Origin of the sequence: Lysinibacillus sp. NPDC093197, from assembly GCF_044754025.1 — a bacterium.
Classification (GTDB): domain Bacteria; phylum Bacillota; class Bacilli; order Bacillales_A; family Planococcaceae; genus Lysinibacillus.
Window position 1 is genome coordinate 282,468 of sequence record NZ_JBIVOH010000004.1, and the last position, 16,980, is coordinate 299,447.

General features: G+C 37.4%; 17 protein-coding genes. 9 read left to right on the forward strand and 8 right to left on the reverse strand.

What is annotated here, in order from left to right:
- Window positions 1–20 precede the first annotated feature (20 nt).
- Window positions 21–1,205 (reverse strand): ABC transporter permease, encoded by a 1,185-nt coding sequence (locus ACIP9G_RS13655; RefSeq protein WP_340822458.1) that lies wholly within the window; start codon window positions 1,203–1,205, stop codon window positions 21–23.
- On the reverse strand, window positions 1,189–1,938 hold the full coding sequence (locus ACIP9G_RS13660; protein WP_340822457.1) for an ABC transporter ATP-binding protein: 750 nt from the start codon (window positions 1,936–1,938) through the stop codon (window positions 1,189–1,191). The genes ACIP9G_RS13655 and ACIP9G_RS13660 overlap by 17 nt, the downstream gene beginning before the upstream one ends.
- A gap of 107 nt (window positions 1,939–2,045) precedes the next feature.
- On the opposite strand from ACIP9G_RS13660, the gene ACIP9G_RS13665 reads away from it, so the two are divergent.
- The 6 genes from ACIP9G_RS13665 (at window position 2,046) to ACIP9G_RS22700 (ending at window position 5,391) form a co-directional block, all read left to right on the forward strand.
- Window positions 2,046–2,459 (forward strand): HIT family protein, encoded by a 414-nt coding sequence (locus tag ACIP9G_RS13665; RefSeq protein ID WP_340822456.1) that lies wholly within the window; start codon window positions 2,046–2,048, stop codon window positions 2,457–2,459.
- Between the two features lie 164 nt (window positions 2,460–2,623).
- The gene (locus ACIP9G_RS13670; RefSeq protein ID WP_401020074.1) at window positions 2,624–3,160 is read left to right on the forward strand and encodes a tryptophan transporter; all 537 of its coding nucleotides are present in this window, start codon (window positions 2,624–2,626) and stop codon (window positions 3,158–3,160) included.
- Window positions 3,161–3,355: 195 nt separating this feature from the next.
- Entirely contained in the window at window positions 3,356–3,751 is a 396-nt protein-coding gene (locus tag ACIP9G_RS13675; RefSeq protein ID WP_340822454.1) for a YtxH domain-containing protein, read from the forward strand.
- Between the two features lie 156 nt (window positions 3,752–3,907).
- A complete protein-coding gene (locus tag ACIP9G_RS13680) occupies window positions 3,908–4,468 on the forward strand; it encodes an HTH-type transcriptional regulator Hpr (RefSeq protein WP_029747195.1) in 561 nt (186 codons plus the stop codon).
- Window positions 4,469–4,589: 121 nt separating this feature from the next.
- Window positions 4,590–5,135, forward strand: a complete 546-nt coding sequence (locus tag ACIP9G_RS13685; RefSeq protein ID WP_340822453.1) for a DUF3267 domain-containing protein — start codon at window positions 4,590–4,592, stop codon at window positions 5,133–5,135.
- A gap of 70 nt (window positions 5,136–5,205) precedes the next feature.
- Window positions 5,206–5,391: a hypothetical protein gene (locus ACIP9G_RS22700; RefSeq protein ID WP_010857338.1), complete on the forward strand. Its 186-nt coding sequence runs from the start codon at window positions 5,206–5,208 to the stop codon at window positions 5,389–5,391.
- A gap of 180 nt (window positions 5,392–5,571) precedes the next feature.
- On the opposite strand, the gene ACIP9G_RS13690 is transcribed toward ACIP9G_RS22700, so the two are convergent.
- Complete coding sequence (locus tag ACIP9G_RS13690; protein ID WP_080647610.1) at window positions 5,572–5,679, reverse strand: YjcZ family sporulation protein; 108 nt, start codon at window positions 5,677–5,679, stop codon at window positions 5,572–5,574.
- 142 nt (window positions 5,680–5,821) lie between these two features.
- On the opposite strand from ACIP9G_RS13690, the gene ACIP9G_RS13695 reads away from it, so the two are divergent.
- Window positions 5,822–6,769, forward strand: coding sequence for a peptidylprolyl isomerase (locus ACIP9G_RS13695; protein ID WP_340822450.1), 948 nt, complete (start codon window positions 5,822–5,824; stop codon window positions 6,767–6,769).
- Between the two features lie 57 nt (window positions 6,770–6,826).
- Here the strand turns inward: ACIP9G_RS13695 and yhaM are convergent, their stop codons facing one another.
- Genes yhaM through ACIP9G_RS13710 form a run of 3 tightly spaced genes read right to left on the reverse strand, consistent with a single transcriptional unit; the run spans window position 6,827 to window position 11,873 of the window.
- Complete coding sequence (gene yhaM / locus ACIP9G_RS13700) at window positions 6,827–7,765, reverse strand: 3'-5' exoribonuclease YhaM (RefSeq protein ID WP_401020078.1); 939 nt, start codon at window positions 7,763–7,765, stop codon at window positions 6,827–6,829.
- The gene (locus ACIP9G_RS13705) at window positions 7,762–10,653 is read right to left on the reverse strand and encodes an ATP-binding protein (RefSeq protein ID WP_401020080.1); all 2,892 of its coding nucleotides are present in this window, start codon (window positions 10,651–10,653) and stop codon (window positions 7,762–7,764) included. Before ACIP9G_RS13705 ends, yhaM begins: the two co-directional genes overlap by 4 nt.
- 5 nt (window positions 10,654–10,658) lie before the next feature.
- Window positions 10,659–11,873: a metallophosphoesterase family protein gene (locus tag ACIP9G_RS13710; RefSeq protein ID WP_401020082.1), complete on the reverse strand. Its 1,215-nt coding sequence runs from the start codon at window positions 11,871–11,873 to the stop codon at window positions 10,659–10,661.
- A 304-nt stretch (window positions 11,874–12,177) separates the two neighbouring features.
- Between ACIP9G_RS13710 and ACIP9G_RS13715 the strand changes: the two genes are divergently transcribed.
- Entirely contained in the window at window positions 12,178–12,363 is a 186-nt protein-coding gene (locus ACIP9G_RS13715; RefSeq protein ID WP_173479813.1) for a YhzD family protein, read from the forward strand.
- 250 nt (window positions 12,364–12,613) lie between these two features.
- On the opposite strand, the gene ACIP9G_RS13720 is transcribed toward ACIP9G_RS13715, so the two are convergent.
- Window positions 12,614–13,396 carry an enoyl-CoA hydratase gene (locus ACIP9G_RS13720; RefSeq protein ID WP_340822446.1) on the reverse strand — a complete coding sequence of 261 codons (783 nt, stop codon included), beginning with the start codon at window positions 13,394–13,396 and terminating at the stop codon, window positions 12,614–12,616.
- A 139-nt stretch (window positions 13,397–13,535) separates the two neighbouring features.
- On the opposite strand from ACIP9G_RS13720, the gene trhO reads away from it, so the two are divergent.
- Window positions 13,536–14,498 carry an oxygen-dependent tRNA uridine(34) hydroxylase TrhO gene (gene trhO / locus ACIP9G_RS13725; RefSeq protein WP_401020083.1) on the forward strand — a complete coding sequence of 321 codons (963 nt, stop codon included), beginning with the start codon at window positions 13,536–13,538 and terminating at the stop codon, window positions 14,496–14,498.
- A gap of 157 nt (window positions 14,499–14,655) precedes the next feature.
- On the opposite strand, the gene ACIP9G_RS13730 is transcribed toward trhO, so the two are convergent.
- Window positions 14,656–16,308, reverse strand: coding sequence for an FAD-binding dehydrogenase (locus tag ACIP9G_RS13730; RefSeq protein WP_401020085.1), 1,653 nt, complete (start codon window positions 16,306–16,308; stop codon window positions 14,656–14,658).
- Window positions 16,309–16,980 lie beyond the last annotated feature (672 nt).

A 16,980-nucleotide genomic window follows, 5' to 3' on the forward strand; every position in this document is an offset into this window, starting at 1 on the left:
ATTAAATTAGAGTTACCTTTTTAAGATTTTGACACCTTTGCCGTTATTTCACTAACTACAAGGATAATTATCGTCGTTACATAGAACATCGGCTGCGTCACGCCGCATAAAGTGACAATAATAGCTTGAGCAATCATTGTTAGACGCACTACTTGCTTAACAGCAGCTTTACGCGCACCCTCTGGCAACGGATAAAGCATGTCCATGCGGAACTCACCGCTAGATAATAATGCTTGCTTTAGCTGAATCGTCGTTGCAAAGCTTAAAGCACCCGCAACAATCCATGTAACAACTGGAATATCTACAAAGGCTGCAATAACAGCGGAAATAGCAGTTAATCGGAGCCACAAATAAAAATGATCATCTGTACGGATAAACGTACGGAACACTAAGTACTTTTGAGCATTCCCCTTTTGATAGGGGATAAAATTATAAAACCAGTCAAGCCACGCTCTACGTCGAATACTTCCATGTAAATGTGGTACATCGGTAAAATAATTCGCGAAACGATAGAAGCTCATCATTCGATTTTGTTCTAGTTTTACAAAGTGCTCATATGGTACAGGCTCGTTCGCACATTTTTTGCGAAATACTAATACATAGACACAACCAATTATCGCTGCAACTAATGCTAGAATAAGTTGCATTTGTAGTCCCATATATACGGTTACACCAAATACAATAGCTCGTATTAGTCTATCTACCCAAACATAATGACCACGTTCACTATAACGATAACTAAATTCCCCCTGTACACTAACAAACTTTAAGGCGATAACAAGGAAAAACAGTGACCAAATATTAGATGTTGTTAGTTCCGTTACTGCTTTTAATAAAGGAATACTTATGATATAAACGATTGCCACAATCCAAACTTGTGACCAAAACGTCCACGCTATTGCCTTTTTTAAATACAGCGACATTTTTGATTCTAATGGCAATAAATACACTTGGTCTGGCTCACGCAATAATGTCGTTGGACGGCTAAATGCTAGTAATACACCAATTATTAAGGCAATTAGCCCTTCAGCAGGAAAATCAGACTCAACGATTTTCAACCACTCACTATATTGATAGCCCCCAGCTCCAACAAGAAACACAAGTACAAGCGCTATATGTCCAGTGAAAACAAACTGCATATATTTTTGTACTTCACTTATATAGTGCATGAAGCGCGAGGACCATACATCACGCAAGTTCTTCATGGTCCCGCTCCTTCGTCATTGCAATATAAAGGTCATCCAATGTTGCATGTGGCATGCCAAACGTTTTACGTAAATCCACCATCGTGCCTTGCGCTCGAACGCGTCCCTCATGCAATAAAATAATTCGATCACAATGTTTTTCAGCTGTCGATAAAATATGCGTCGACATTAAAATGGATGCACCCTCTTTTTTCTTTGTATCCATCTGATCGAGCAATGATTGAATACCAAGTGGATCTAGTCCGACAAACGGTTCATCAATTATATACAGACTCGGGTTCACTAAAAAAGCACACATAATCATTACTTTCTGACGCATACCTTTTGAGAAATGCGATGGGAACCAATTTAAGCGTTTTTCCATACGAAATTCCTTCAATAATATTTCTGAACGAGCCGCTAGTGTAGCCTCATCTAAACCATAAGCCATTGCTGTTAATTCTAGATGTTCACGCAATGTTAACTCATCATATAAAACCGGTGTTTCAGGGATATATGAAAATGCTGTCCGATACTTGTCCATGTTTTCTTTTAACGTCACGCCATTTAGACGAATGTCGCCTTCTTTGGGAAGCATTGTTCCTATAATATGTTTAATGGTTGTACTTTTACCCGCACCATTTAAACCAATTAGCCCGACAAGTTCTCCTTTACCTATTGTAAATGACAATTCTTTAATAACAGGCTTCTTCGTATAACCGCCTGTCACATGCTGCACTTCTAATACCGACATACTCTCACTCCTCTTCTTGTTATTATTTTATCAAAAATTAGCAAATGATTCAGTTATGAGTATGATAGAATAAACTTACATATAAAAATTTAAGGGGGATTTTACGAATGAGCGATTGCCTATTTTGCAAAATCATTGATGGATCAATTCCAAGTACAAAAGTTTACGAAGACGAACATGTCTATGCATTCACGGACATTTCACCTGTTGCAAAAGGTCACACATTATTAATTCCAAAACACCATTGTCAGGATTTATTTGAAATGCCAGAAGATGTAGCGCGTAATTTATATGCAGTCGCGCCAAAGCTTGCCAATGCCATTAAAGCAGCATTTAACCCAATTGGTATGAATACAATTAATAACAACGGTGCTGCAGCTGGACAAACCGTTTTCCACTACCACTTACATTTTATTCCGCGTTACGATGAAAAAGAAGGCCTAGGCTTAATTTGGCAAACACAAACATACACACCAGAACAATTAACAGAAGTAGCCGACAGCATTAAAGCCAATTTATAGTGCCAGGCACTCAAACAATTTAGTACAAAACAGCTTATTAACTGGACATTGAACGCTATTGTCAAACGATCAATTTTAGCGTACAATCACAAATAAGTTTCGCTAACGGTCATGAGGACACGTTAGGAAACAAATAGATTAGCATAGTTGAGGAGAGATTAGAAATGAATACAAAAAATCTAGTGTTAATGGCACTTTTAGTCGGTGTCGGTGCTGCCCTTTATGTGGTCACACCAGGTATGGTAAATGGAATGAAGCCTGACTTCATGTTAACGATGATGTTTATCGGCATTTTATTGTTCCCTTCGATAAAAGAAACTTTTTTACTTTCTTTATCAACAGGGGTGCTTTCAGGTTTATTTACAACTTTCCCAGCAGGCTTTATCCCAAATATTATTGATAAAGCTGTTACAGGTTTTGTGTTTTTAGCAATCCTTATCGTGCTGAAAAAAGTTACGAATCATTTCGCTGTATCCGCTGTATTAGTTGGATTAGGTACGATTTTATCAGGTACTGTCTTTTTATCTGTTGCCCTATTTGTATTTAACGCTAACGTAGGCGCAACATTTGCAATGCTGTTTGTTGGGGTTGTAATACCAGCTGTTGCATTTAACGTCGTAGCATTTGTTATTATTTATCCTATCGTTGCGAAACTAGTGAAGCGTTCTAAATTCAACACAGCAATTTCGCAAGCATTATAAAACAGCACTAACCGCACTGTACTACTACTTTTAACAATTGTAGTTGCGGACGTAAGACGTTTTAAGCCTTAATATAAGGGAAGAAGCTAAACAGTGAGACAAAATCACTCGTTTAGCTTCTTTTTTCTTTTTTTATCGACTGATTTCATGGTTTAATAGAAGAAAGATAACAAATATAGAAATGAGGTATTTACTATGAAAGCACAACCATTTTTAATCGGATTAACAACAGGTATTATAGGAGGCGCAATTGCAGTCCTTTTCTCAACACCTCAATCGGGCCAACAATTACGTTCTACAATACTTTCCAATACTGATAGTGCCAAACTAAAACTTCAAGATGTAAAACATCAAGTCAGCAACGTTAAACAATCCGTGGGCACATTAACAAATGAAGCAAAAAATAATATACCACAAATAATAAATGATCTAAAACAATCGATTACTACCTTTACGCAAGAAATCGAACCGACAAAGAATAATTTACAACAAGAAATAGAAGCATTACAGAATTCAATTAACGAAATCGAGAAAAACGTTGCACAATTCACCGATAAAAAGAAAAAACCGCAAGAAAAAGTGCAGGCATAAAGTTTTACACAAGGATATCAAAGCCTATTTTTTTACCAAAAATAATCATCAAAATGTTATTTTTTAACCACTTTTCAATTTTTTAATTTTTCTAACTTTAAACTTTTTTTCTTTATTGCTATAATAATTTTAAAACGTTAAAGAAAGCAGTAGGTGATGGCTTTGTCAGAGGAATTATACACTCAAAAAGAAGCAATGCTATACAGTCAAAGAATTGCACAATTATCAAAAGCTTTATGGAAAGCAGTTGAAAAAGATTGGCAACAATGGATTAAACCATACGATTTAAACATTAACGAGCACCATATTTTGTGGATTTCATATCATTTAAAAGGGGCTTCCATTTCAGACGTAGCAAAATTTGGTGTAATGCACGTTTCAACAGCATTTAACTTCTCGAAAAAGTTAGAGGAACGAGGATTACTGAAGTTTTCGAAACGCGATGATGACAAGCGTAATACTTATGTAGAGCTAACTGAAACAGGGACAGACCTTATTATTGAAATGAATAGCAATTATCATAACACATATCATTCTGTGCTTGAGGGCTCGCTTGCTTTGAAAGATTTATATGGTCGTTTCCCAGAATTTTTAGATGTGATGGCTGTTATTCGTAATATTTACGGTGAAGACTTTATCGATATTTTTGAACGTTCATTTCAACACTTCCGTGATTCCTTTGACACGTTAGAAGAACGTTCAACTGTAAAAGGATAATTTATGCTAAAAAAGGAGGCATTTCAGAAACATTTCTGAAATACCTCCTTTCTCTTGCAATCTTATAGAAATCAATTTACATTGAATAGGAACCTTCCCTATTATGGAGTTGATATTTAACGTGCACTGTTGGAAAATTTTAAACCTTGAACATCATTATGGAACAACACGTATTGTAATGATGGCTGTAATTGTTTTTCTCACTGTCTTTTCCGTGTCCTATGTGACATTTAATTTATTTAACGATGAGTATTATACTGATCATTTGTTCTGGCTATTTGTAATTGCCGTCCTTGCGCTTTATCCTATTCATAAATGTTTACACTTTCTAGCATTATATGACTTACGTCAGCATCTCAAATTACGTATAAAGAAACAGTTTTACTTTATTCCTGTACTGCACATGCGTATCCGTGAGCCATTATCTAAAAACCGATATATTTTCGCATTACTTGCACCATTTATCGTGTTAAATACAAGTATCGTTATTGCTACATGGCTACTACCTGCCTATACACATTACGGTACATTACTTTTAGCGTATCATTGTAGTTTATGTTTAATTGATATTCTTTACGTGAAGTATTTGTTGAATTCACCTAAAGATGCCCAAATTGAAGAAACGCCGAAGGGCTATGAAATTTTAGTACCACCTACAATTAACTGATTCGCTTGTACTTGTGTTTTATTGACGTTTTTTGATATGCTAATAATACTGAAAGAGGGGAGGAATAGACTTGCTATTAATGATTGTAGTTCTATTCTCGGTATTCTATTTATTTCAAATCAATCGCATGACCTACGCACTGTGCATGCGACGTGAAATTCCCGAAGAAAACCAACCAAAGATATTCCGAACTATCAATATACTTATTACAATTTTACTTGTTTCATTTTATGTTGAAATTTTATTCGCGGTCTAATGAAGATGCATCCGCGCCAGTCCGCACGCGGGTCATGTATTTAAAACATCCATGCAGCAATGGGAAATTAATTGACGCCAAATTTTTTCGGCCTCGACCCAAGCGTGCGGAGCGAATGCCTAGATATTGATAAGAAAAGCTAAGGAATAGCATATCCTTAGCTTTTCGGCATTTTATTAATTAGTATAGGAACGCTGCACCAACAATAATTAATAAAATAAATAACACAACTAATAAAGCAAAGCCTGAGCCGTAGCCACCGCCACCACCGTATCCTCCGTTGCTCATAACTTCACCCCCTTTCTTTTCTATATCCTATGCGCTTTGAAATTTGAAATTTAGGCTATACTCAAGGGGGAACCATTTTGTTTTTAAAACGTTTATGTTATAGTAAAAAATGGACGAAATGAATTAAGGAGAGAATATCCATATGAAAAAGACTGTATTATCTTTAACATTAGCAGCCTCAATTTTAGCTCTTGGTGCTTGTAGTGGAGCTGATAGCAAAGCATTAGTTACATCTAAAGTAGGCGATATTTCAGTATCTGATTTTAACGAAAAAGCGAAAACTTTAACAGGCTCTTATGTATTACAACAGATGGTGACTGAAAAAGTATTAGCAGACAAATATGAAGTGACTGATAAAGAAATTAAAGAACAATATGATGCAACTGCATCACAGTTCGGCGATAGCTTTGCACAAGCACTAGCAGAAAACGGCTTAACTGAACAAGGCTTTAAAGATTCTTTACGTGTACAACTACTTCAAGAAAAAGCTTTAAAAGACAAAGCAATTAAAGAAGAAGACGTAAAAAAATATTATGAGCAAATGAAAACAGAATTAAATGGTCGCCACATTCTTGTAGCAGATGAAAAAACTGCGAAAGAAGCGATTGAAAAAATTAAAGGTGGCGCTTCTTTTGCTGATGTTGCAAAAGAATACTCAACTGATACTGGTTCTGCTGCAAAAGGCGGAGAGTTAGGTTGGTTTACAGTTGGTTCTATGGTAGATGAATTCAATGATGCGGCTTATGCCCTTCCATTAAACACATTAAGTGAGCCAATTAAATCAAGCTACGGCTACCACGTAATTGAAATTACGGAAAAGCGCGATGTAAAAGATGTAGGCGCATTTAAAGATGAAGAAGAAAAAATTCGTACAACAATGTTAAACAAGCTTACACAAACTGGTGAAGCACAAACATTGTTAAAAGACATCATCGCTCAATTAGCAAAAGATGCAAACTTTAAAACTTCTGATAAAGAATTAAAAGAAGCTTTAGAATCTTTTACAATAACAAGTGAAGAACAAGCAAAAGCAGATGAAGAAGCTGCTAAAAAAGCTGCAGATGAAAGCACAGACAAAGAATCTAAATAGTAATTATTTTACTATATGAAAAAGGGTTACGCCAATACAGGCGTAACCCTTTTCGTTTTACTGAATATTTGGCTTGTAAAATGATCGATTATCGAGTGGAAATAGTCTCTCTGTAAATTCTCCAGGACCTGTTTTACCTAATGCGCGTGTAAGCATATTCATTTTTGCATCAATGTTATCAATATAATGTAAAATTTCCGCTTCTTGAATCATTGGCTTTTTCGGGCTTCCCCATTCCTCTTTCCCATGATGCGACAACACTAGATGTTGTAAGAGCATCACTTCTTCGCCTTCGATTTCAAGTTCGCTTGCAATTTTAGCAATTTCATTGACCATAATCGTAATATGACCAAGTAAATTACCTTCTACAGTGTACATTGTCGCCACCGGACCTGATAGTTCAACAACCTTACCAATATCATGTAAAATAATTCCCGAATATAATAGATCCCGATTTAGTGTTGGATATAAATCAGCAATGGCTTTCCCTAGCTTTAACATCGATACCATATGGTCTAATAAGCCTGATGCATAATCATGATGGTTTTTTGTTGCTGCTGGAAATACTAAAATAGCATCCTGGTGCTTTTTAATAGCTGCACGCGTAATACGTGAAATATTTGGATTTTTAATATCAAAGAAGAATTGTGTCAATTCCTCATAAAGCTCTTCTTTTGGCGTAGCAGCAGAAGGAACTAAATCATTAACGGCAATTCCCTCCTCCGGCTTTGCCACACGAATTGTTTTGATACGTAATTGGTTTTTCCCACGATAGTCATGAATTTCTCCACCTACATGCACTATCGCCTCTGTATGGTACATTTTTTCATGATCTTCGTTTGTATCCCATAGTTTCGCCTCAATATCTCCACTTTTATCTTGTAGTAACAGTGACATAAATGGCTTCCCTACAGTGGTAACCCCTTTTGTCGATTGTTTAATTAATAAAAATTGATCAACTGATTCTCCAACTTGGAGCGTCGTAATACCTTTCATGTTGACGTCACTCCCCTTTCATTTGCTAGTGCTCCTAGATCGACAATTTGCTCTTTTTGCCAAAGTGCGAGCATCTCTTCATGGCAAGTAAAATATAAAATTTGACGTTCATATCCTACTTCTTTCATTAATTGTACCATTTTGTTTGTACGGTTTCGATCAAAATGGACAAAAGGATCATCCATTATAAATGGAAATGGCGCTGACGTTGCAAGGGTTTTCGCTAATGCCATTCGCAATGAAATATAGACCTGCTCCTTTGTAGCTTGTGATAATTCTGCTACATGATAGCGTAAGCCAGAAACTGCTTGCGCCTCAAAATAGCCTTCCTCATGAATGAAAAGTTTATCGTAACGACCACCTGTTAACGAATGGAATATAGCATTTACCTGTGTAAGTACATGTGGTAATTTTTCTTCACGCAAACGGAATAATGTTTCATGAATAGCTGTTGCTAACGCTTTTTTAGTAGCCCATTGCTCCATTAGCTGTTGCAACAATGCTTTTTCTTGCTCAAACTGCTGCAACAATAGACCATATTGTTCATCGTTAAGCAAATGTTCCTTTTCAATCTGCAAGGCAGCCCGCTCTTCTAAGCAATGTTCAATTTCTATTCGAACGGCATTGCGTACTTCTTCCAGTGCTTGTATTTTTTCATGAAGTTGTTCCGCACTTAAAAAGCTTTCTTGCTGTTGCATATCTAATGAGGCTAATTGATATTGAATCGCTTGTAGTTCGGACTGAAGCTTTTGCTGATGTTGAAATTGTTCATATGCCTCGTAAAATGCGTTTTCTGATTCTACATTTGCGTCATGAAATAATTTTGCTATTTCCGATTCATAGTTTTCCAAAAGCGGTTGTACTTCTTGTTTTTTTGAATGTATTTGAGCGAGTTGTTCCTTTGTTTGCAACATCTGTTGTTGCTCCTGCTGAATTGCTAAATATGTTGAGCGTAGATGTACAAAAATTTCCTGCTCACTATACTCATTCTTTAAAACTTGCTGTAGCGTTTCATAAAGCTCATTTTTTTCAGATTGTATAGCATGTAAAAGCTTATATATGCTTGTTTTTTTGACTACCAACTCTTGTACACCACGAATACGCATAAATAACTCTGGTAAAAGTGACCGCGGTACGCTTCCCTCTAAGCGAAAACGTTCCAAAAAGCTTTGCAGCATATGTGTTGCCTCGGCGCTTACTTGCTCAGCTTGTTGAATTTTATGTTCGAGCTGTGCATACTGTCGTTCTTTATCAAGCTGTTGCTCGTTAGCTAGCATCCAACGATCTTCAAGCCGTTGTTTTTTCACAAGTAACACTTGAACAATATTTTCTTCTTGCTCTAGTTCTCTCAGTAATTGGCTATTATGCTCAGGAGGCCCATCATCAGCTTGTTTCGCTTGTTTTAAATACAATAAGAATACTAGCGATAAGATGGCACCAATAACCATTACCGCCCAATTCTTTTCTAAAATACCGTAAATAAGCGCAACAATACTTATAGCTAACACAAGGATAACAAAAAGTGTTGGCTGCTTCTGTTTTGAGCGTTGCGATTTAACATGACGCAATTGTTCTAAGCGCCTTTTTCTCTGGGGCCACTGTGCTAAAATATGTTCTTCCTCAGCTGTTAATGACTCCTGCTGAAGGTGTTTTTTCTGTCGAGAAATGCTATCTAGTTCCTCATGTATTCGCTCTAACGATTGTAGATAAAACTTGAGCTCTTCCTCAGCTTCATTTAAGACAGTCAACTGTCGCTGAAATTGTTCCTCTTGTTGCAAAGATACAGTTCCCTCTAAAAGGGCTGCTTGAGCTTCCAATTCCTGCACGCCTAATAAACGAAACTGTGCTTCAATATCTTGCTCTAGTACAAACAGCTCGTCCTTCAGGTTCTGCTCTTTGACGAGGAGCTGATTCCAAGTTGCTTCTTTATTCATCAGCCTTGAAATCTCTTCAATTGCTTGTTCATCTGCTGTCAATTGAAGCTTCCTTTTTAAAGCTTGATATTGTTCATCTAGCTGAGTCATCTGTAATGTTTCGTGCGTCAGTCGATCTTTTAACTGTTCGTAACGTCTAATTCCTTCTGGTGGAAATTGAACATGTGCATAACTTTTATATGATTGCTGTAGCGTTTCTTGCTGTTCAATAAGTGGCATTGCCTGTTTGATGACCGTAAGTTGCTGCCAATCTTGTTGCAGTGTCTTTTGTTGTTTATTTAAATCTTTCAATCTTTGCTCAAGTTGCTGTAATTTGAGTGATTTATCTTCGAATGTATGGATTGTAGCCTGTTCTTTCTTAATAGCCTTTTCAAGTTGCTTTAAATACTCGATTTTTTGATTAATGAGCGGAACTTTACCAGATTTTTTAAAAAGCTCTCCAGCGTCTTTTTCTAATTTTTTTTCAAGCGCAGATAGCCGATGAATACCAGTTGTCCCTGATGCAAGCAATAGATGTGTCAATTCATCCTCTGACATTTTTTCGATACCTTGCAGTTCATGAATTGAAAATGAAAAAATCGCTTCAAATGATGCGCGTGAATAGCCATATAAAAGCTTGGCTAAAAGCTCGTCATGCCCCTTCATACCATCTTCTGTATATACAGTAACATCACCAGTAGCCTTTCCTTTAACACGTTCAATTGTACATTGACCATATATTGGGTGGAGAATAGTCAGCTGCCCCCCAAATTTCGGTGATGTTTTTGGCTCGTATTTTCGCTGGCTTTGTTGCTTTGTCGGAAATCCAAAAAGCATCTGTAAAATAAATTGCTGTATGGTCGTTTTACCAGCTTCATTCATGCCATAAAAAATAGTGACACCGTCTTGCAAAGAGATTGTGATATTTTCATGCTTACCAAAGCCGTAAATGTGGATTTTTTGTATCGTTAGCAAAGTTTTCACGCCCTTTGAATTTCATCGGTTAATAACTCCTGAGCATCCAGCTTCAAATGTTCAATTTCTCGTTCTGTTAAAGGTTCTACAAATCTTGCACCACTCGCATGCTGGTACAAATCCTTTAAAATATCTTTCCAATCAGAAATATCCCACTGCTCCATTACACTGATTACTGATTCAGTCATAGTAGTCGACTCATGTGATGATGAAACTTTATGCAAAATAAGTTTTTGCACCCATCCCATTGGTTCAATCCCATCTTCTGACTCCCGAATTGTTTCAAGCCATTCTTCTACCGAAGCATGCTCAAATAATGCTGCAGCTTCTTCATCTATATTTTTTAAATGAAGCTCAATTACAGATGCTCCATATGCCATTCGATTATGAGCGATTGCCTCTTCACATTTTTGTAGCAACTCATTTGCATGAAGCACATTTGTGCAATCCACCTCCACCATATTATAGACAACAGCAGAAGTCGGCATAAATGTTAAATTAGCAGATGTTTGCGATAAGGTTACATCATAAAATCCTTTCACTCCTTGTTCATTGCGGTGTCTACTTTGAATATTACCTGGATAAACAATCGGAGGTTCGTTGTGTAATAGCTGTCGTTTATGAATATGGCCAAGCGCCCAGTAATGGTATCTTTTTTCAAGAAGTTGCTCTTTTTTAAATGGTGCATATACCGCATGTGTAGAATCGCTTGCTTCACTGCCATGCAGCATACCTATATGAATTGCATGCTGATCCTGCGCAACAGGATAACGATCAATCATCGATTCCTTAACATGACGCTCACCATAGCTAAAACCATAAATATTTACTTGCTGACCACGTATTTTTAATTGTACAACACTCGTATCAGCTGGTAATTCGTAAACATTACTTGGCAAAGCAAAACGTGTCCAAGAACCATGTAAGTGGTCATGATTGCCATAGCTGACAATGACGGGGATATTATGTTCAAATAGCGTCTCCATCGCTGCCTGAAAACGTCTTTGTGCCTGTAAACTGCGATTTTCGCCATCATAAAGATCCCCTACAATGAGTAGGAAATCTGGTCTTTCTTCGATTGTCTTCTGAATAATTTTATCAAATGCTTCAAAAGTACTTGCTCGAATTTTTTTTAGATTCTTTTCAGGTAATCCAAATAAGCCTTTAAAAGGACTATCTAAATGTAAATCTGCCATATGGAAAAAACGAATTGCGGACATCCAATCACCTCTACTAATTAATTAAACCTTTGTTCATTATTTCGTCTAGATTTTCATTGTGCTTGTACAAAGCTTTGTAGCTTTATGCCCTGTACAAAAGGATCAATCGAAAGCGAATATTTGTTCTATTTTATCATACTTCATGTTAGTTGAGAAACGAAATCATAGAACTATTGATCTTCATGTTGTACTAAATTTTCCACATTTTTCGTAAATTATCGAAATATTCGCTAGATATACCGTGAAGTTTATATTTCTTCTATGTATAATAGATATATATTCAAGTAAAGGGTGGGGTTTGTTTATGAATAATTATCGTTTTACAGCTTTTGAAAAAACTGGGGAAACACTTTTTGATGAAACTTGGACTTTTGAAAGCGATGAAGCTGCAAAAGTAAATGGTCAACAGCAAATCGTAGAGAAGGGCGTTGCAGAAAAAACACATCGCCTTGTTAACTCTTCTGGGAAATTAATATTATTCCATGTTTAAACTACGAAATTAGAAAGACACGTAGAAAATACTCTAGGTGTCTCTCACAGTAACAAAGTTTGCAAATAGTTATATAATTGATAAATCGGCAAGCCCCACCACTTCACTTTTGTGGACGAGATCGAGCATCCGAAATGGAATCACTCTTTTCTCGTAACAGAAGTCTATGTGATGGGGCTTGCGTCGTATTAAAATCCATTGGGATTAATATTTAATGTTTGTATTCAGCTTGTGGACCATGCTAAATGCCTTAATGTCCTACAAAGACCGGTGTTCTTTTTTCAACAAATGCATGGATGCCTTCTAAATGATCAGCCGTTTTACGCATAGCAGATTGGCCTTGAGCTTCCATCGCTAAAACGCTCTCTAACTGCGGCAAATTTTGTGCATGTAAAACCTTTTTAGTCATAATCATTGAAGCAATTGGTGATGCTAGCATCTTTCCAACTAATTGATCAGCCACTGCAAAGACCGATCCTTCAGGCGCAACATAATCGATTAAGCCTATATTGTGTGCTTCCTCGGCTGTTAGTACTTTGCCTTCCCAAATCATTTGTTTCGCTTTCACAGTGCCAAGTCTTTCCTTCATAAAGAAATGGCCACCACCATCTGGAATTAACCCAATCCCTATAAAATTCATAGCAAGCTTACTATTTTCACAGGCAACTACGATATCAGCACCTAGTGTTAAACTAAAGCCTAACCCTGCTGATGCACCATGAACCGCAGCAATAACAATCATTGGTAGTTGGTAATAAGCTTTGACGATACGTGTTAAATATACCATTGCCTCATCGATATTTAGCGGCTTATTTGGATCAAGCATTGCTTTAATATCACCGCCCGCAGAAAAGACCTTTCCTTCCCCACGAATAACTAAAACCTGTATTTCTTGCTCCTGCTGTAATGCTTCAAAACACTCTGCTAATTCACGCATCATCACATCATCCATCGCATTCATAGCATGTGGTCGATTTAGCGTTAAAGTAGCACGACGCTCTAATTTTTCTAATGTAATTGTTGAAAATTCCATGCCCTACACCCCCAAATATGAATAGTCATTCACTATGTACTATTCGTGTTTTTTCTGAAAACTCCTTCTCTCCTACGCAAAATAGTCGTTGTTATGCTATATTTAATGTCGAATAATGAAATTGAAGGTGGGTATTTTTGTGACACAAAAGGACTTTCGTGTATTACTTTATTATAAATATGTTGCTATTGAGGACCCAGAAGCATTTGCCGAAGAGCATTTAGCATTATGTAAAGAAATTGGTCTACTTGGTCGTATTTTAGTAGGTTTAGAGGGCATAAATGGTACAGTTTCTGGTACGATTGTGCAAACTGAAAGCTACATGAATTATATGAAAGCGGACCCTCGTTTTAGCGATATTATGTGGAAAATCGATGAAGTAGAAGGGCATACTTTTAAAAAGATGCATGTCCGACCTCGTACGGAGATTGTACACCTCGGCTTAGAAAATGATATTAACCCTTTAGAAATAACTGGGGATTATTTAACACCAAAAGAATTTATGACTCGTATGCAAGAAGACAATACGGTTATTATAGATGCACGTAACGATTATGAATTTGATTTAGGACATTTCCGCAATGCGGTGCGCCCTGAAATTGAAAACTTCCGTGATCTTCCGGCTTGGATGGAGGAACATAAAGAAGACTTTACTGGTAAAAACATCTTAACTTACTGCACAGGCGGCATTCGCTGTGAAAAATTTTCTGGCTGGTTAAAACGTGAAGGCTACGGTGAAAGTGTCGGTCAACTACATGGTGGTATTGCAACGTATGCTAAAGACCCTGAAGTAAAGGGACAATTATGGGATGGCCAAATGTTTATTTTTGATCGCCGCCGCAGTGTGCCTATTAATCAGGTCGAGCATGTGGTGATTGGTAAGGACTATTTTACAGGCGAACCAACAGAACGCTATACAAACTGCGCTAATCCTGAGTGCCACAAATTAATGCTATGTGAGGAAAAGCACGAGGCATTTTATATGCGTAGCTGTTCAGACGATTGCCGTCGCGCAAAACGTAATTTTTTCGTTGAAGAAAATGAATGGACAAAAGAGCAAGTAGAAGAACAAATAGCAAAAATTGCACAAGTTCAAAAATAAAATTGTTTGGGTGCCTGGCACTTCACGCAGCACATCGTAAGCCGCAACCGTCGCAATCGCGCCGTCTGTTGTGGCTTACTTTGCGTGCGTTCCCATAGGATTTTTCTTAGATTATGGCTACGCCATAAGAATTCAAAATTGTTTGAGTGCCTGGCACTTATGATTGTTGTGCTAAAAAGCGGCCAACTTGTCGTCCGCTAAATAAACATCCTCCGACAAACGTTCCTTCCAATGCGCGGTAACCATGTACACCGCCCCCTCCGAAACCACTAACTTCTCCTGCTGCAAATAACCCTGGTACCGGTTGTCCATCCATGCCAAATACAGCTCCATCTAAATTCGTCTGTAAGCCCCCTAATGTTTTGCGGGTTAAAATATTTAATCGTACTGCAATAAGGGGCCAATTTTTTGTATCTAAAATTTTATGTGGTTTTGCAACCCGCACTACTTTATCACCAATATAATTTCTTGCTCCATGTATTGCATTTACCTGTATATCTTTCGTAAATTTATTGTCCATTTCACGATCCCGAGCTAATATTTGCTCTTTAATTTTAAGAAAATCAAGCAATTCATTTCCTGCAAGCTTGTTCATGCCATCTACTAGCTGCTTTAAATCGTTTGCAATAACAAAATCCTCACCATGATTTTTAAAAGCTTGGATCGGTGCAGGTGGACCCGGTAAAATGCGTTTCATTAACTCTGATATGCTTTTATTCGTTAAGTCGGGATTTTGTTCTGAACCTGATAAAGCAAACTCCTTTTCAATGATTTTTTCCGTTAAAATAAACCATGAATAATCATAACCTGTTTTTTGTATGGCCTCTAACGTACTTAATGTATCAAACCCTGGAAAGTTCGGTGCTCCAAAGCGATTTCCCTCAGCATCAAACCATAAAGATGATGGACCTGGCAGAATACGAATACCGTGGTTTGGCCAAATTGGGTCCCAGTTTTTTAAACCCTCTGTATAATGCCACATCCGATCACGATTGACGATACGACCACCCGCATGTTCAGTAATTTCTAACATGCGACCATCTACATAAGCTGGTACGCCACATACTATATTTTTTGGCGGAGTGCCAAGTCGAGCTGGCCAATTTTTGCGTACTAAATCTATATTTGCACCAATGCCCCCACTTGCGACAACGACTGCCTTTGCTTCATAGGAAAAAGCACCTACCCCAATGCGTGAACTTTGCTCTCCTCGTTGTGCAAAGCTTTCAGCTAAAATTGTGCCACTAATGCCAGTAATTCGACCATCCTTTTGTATAAATTCATCCACACGATGTCTCGGCTTAAAATCAATAATTCCTTCCTTTATCGCCTTTTTCACTTTATCTGCAAAAGGCTTTACAATCCCTGGCCCAGTTCCCCACACAATATGAAAGCGAGGAACCGAATTACCGTGACCTCCCGCTAATGAGCCACCTCGCTCAGCCCAACCAACAACAGGAAAAAACTTTATACCTAATGATTTAAGCCATGCGTATTTTTCACCTGCAGCAAAATCTACATAAGCCCTTGCCCATTTGTAAGCCCATGAATCCTCATCTTCTAAACGATCGAAGCCAGCAGTCCCTAGCCAATCCTGCCATGCAAGCTCTTTACTATCTTTAATACCAAGCCTTTTTTGCTCTGGTGAATTTACTAAAAATAGCCCACCAAAAGACCAAAATGCCTGTCCTCCCATTGAATTTTCAGGCTCTTGGTCCACCAGTAGTACACGTTTCTTTGCATCGATTAACTCACAGGCTGCAACTAGTCCCGCTAAACCAGCTCCGACAATTGCTACATCATATTTCATCCCAACACCCCCGAAAAATCTAAATCTATCTTTCTTTACATACATTCTTCTCTTATTGGCACTTTACCTCCTTATCGTTTTATAATTTCGACAAATATGTGGCATTAACGAAATGTTCGCATTCCGTCTTAAATCAGAGGAAGTTTTATGTAAATAATCTAATTTAATATAATTATCCTCCAAAAACTTTTTATCTTTTTACACTCGCTAAACCCCTATATTCTCTGTCTTGACACATTCGTTAGCGCTTACAATGTCCTCTGTGAAAAGACGAACAATAAAAACAACTAAAGTATAAATAGTTCGTGTATAAGCAGTTTTCAGACTTTTGAAGGGAGTAATTTTAATCTTTTTTTGAATAATTGTTGACAAAGGTGAACAATAGGGATTATGATGTTAACAAATTTAATCACACAAAAATATAACGACGGAGACACGCTAGTCGAAAGAAAATCCAAAGAGAGCTGATGGTTGGTGTAAATCAGTGATTTCTACGATATAGTTCCACTCCCGAATAGACGAGCCGAAAACCAAAAGTAAGCCTGTCCGTCACATGCACGTTACGCATATAGCTAAGACTGCAACGAAATTCTTTCGAGCAGTAATTAAGGGTGGTACCGCGAACCTATATTTTTCAGCCTTTCGCCCCTTACGACACAATATTTGTGTTCG

Coding starts and splice junctions, on each gene's coding strand:
- ACIP9G_RS13655 (WP_340822458.1), bottom strand. CDS start 1,205: ATGAAGAACTTGCGTGATGTATGGTCCTCGCGCTTCATGCACTATATA.
- ACIP9G_RS13660 (WP_340822457.1), bottom strand. CDS start 1,938: ATGTCGGTATTAGAAGTGCAGCATGTGACAGGCGGTTATACGAAGAAG.
- ACIP9G_RS13665 (WP_340822456.1), top strand. CDS start 2,046: ATGAGCGATTGCCTATTTTGCAAAATCATTGATGGATCAATTCCAAGT.
- ACIP9G_RS13670 (WP_401020074.1), top strand. CDS start 2,624: ATGAATACAAAAAATCTAGTGTTAATGGCACTTTTAGTCGGTGTCGGT.
- ACIP9G_RS13675 (WP_340822454.1), top strand. CDS start 3,356: ATGAAAGCACAACCATTTTTAATCGGATTAACAACAGGTATTATAGGA.
- ACIP9G_RS13680 (WP_029747195.1), top strand. CDS start 3,908: ATGGCTTTGTCAGAGGAATTATACACTCAAAAAGAAGCAATGCTATAC.
- ACIP9G_RS13690 (WP_080647610.1), bottom strand. CDS start 5,679: ATGAGCAACGGAGGATACGGTGGTGGCGGTGGCTACGGCTCAGGCTTT.
- ACIP9G_RS13695 (WP_340822450.1), top strand. CDS start 5,822: ATGAAAAAGACTGTATTATCTTTAACATTAGCAGCCTCAATTTTAGCT.
- yhaM (WP_401020078.1), bottom strand. CDS start 7,765: ATGAAAGGTATTACGACGCTCCAAGTTGGAGAATCAGTTGATCAATTT.
- ACIP9G_RS13710 (WP_401020082.1), bottom strand. CDS start 11,873: ATGTCCGCAATTCGTTTTTTCCATATGGCAGATTTACATTTAGATAGT.
- ACIP9G_RS13715 (WP_173479813.1), top strand. CDS start 12,178: ATGAATAATTATCGTTTTACAGCTTTTGAAAAAACTGGGGAAACACTT.
- ACIP9G_RS13720 (WP_340822446.1), bottom strand. CDS start 13,396: ATGGAATTTTCAACAATTACATTAGAAAAATTAGAGCGTCGTGCTACT.
- ACIP9G_RS13730 (WP_401020085.1), bottom strand. CDS start 16,308: ATGAAATATGATGTAGCAATTGTCGGAGCTGGTTTAGCGGGACTAGTT.